The sequence below is a fragment of the Candidatus Symbiopectobacterium sp. NZEC135 genome, from assembly GCF_025962695.1.
In genome coordinates this window covers 1-899 of sequence record NZ_JAGFPF010000837.1, presented here as the reverse complement: position 1 = coordinate 899, position 899 = coordinate 1, and the positions used below count along the sequence as shown (strand labels likewise).

The 899-nt window shown below is 48.2% G+C and carries 1 pseudogene; it reads right to left on the bottom strand.

Annotation, left to right across the window (positions count from 1 at the left end):
* Nucleotides 1-405: 405 nt before the first annotated feature.
* Nucleotides 406-899 (bottom strand): annotated as a pseudogene (locus J5224_RS30845) (30S ribosomal protein S12 methylthiotransferase accessory protein YcaO); the annotation flags it as partial.

The window sequence follows — 899 nt, the reverse complement described above, 5'->3', positions numbered from 1 at the left end:
ATATCCTGAAAATTTAGCAGGGTGAAACCCTTGGGGTAAGTGCACCAAATAACAGTCAACTAATTGAAATATATAATAAAAAAATATTTTAAAAATTATAAAAAGAGTTGAACGCAGGGGGTAGAATAGCGTGAAAAAGAGTTAAATGAAATGCGTTTTTGTATCATTTCGGTGTTCATGGTTGCTGCAAATTAATTAAAAATTCACCATTTAATAACAATAAGTACATTATTCTTCATTTTTTGCGAAATGCCGGATTATTCAGATTGCGTAGCGATAAGATAATGCGATGATGAAATCTTCCGTACTGCGGGAAAATTGATCGAAAAAAGGCAGGTATTGCGTCTGAGCTTGAGAAGGGTGAAGGCTCCCCGGCGCTAACCGGGGAGGATGGGCGATACGGCATTAGCCCCAGAAACGACGCTTCGCGGCTTGCAGTTTCTCGTACGCTGCCAGCAGCGATTGGTGCGCGGGCAAGGTGGCGAAGGTGTCATCGACGTCAAACAGTCCGTAGAAGCTCTGCTCACCGGCAATAGCCGCACCCGCTGCTTCGAGGGTGTCGCTGCCGTACATTTTCACAAACGCATCGTAATACTGCGATGGCTCACGCGCCTCGTCCAATGCCAGCGTCAACAGCGTCTGCAAACAGCGGTAGTAGTTGCTACGCACTGGACTAAAGACCGAGCCATTAAAGTCCTGCGTCCATTCCGCCCAGATTAATGCCTGTTCCAGATCGCCGCCTGCCAGTGCCAACATGGATTTTAATTCGCCGATGCGCAGCGTCAGCCAGCCGTTATCCTTGCCGGTTGCCAGCCCCAGCAATTCACGCACGCGGGTGAAGTCATCAAACCCTTCGTCATCCAACTGGGCGATCAGATCGAGATACGCCTGCTTTTCCC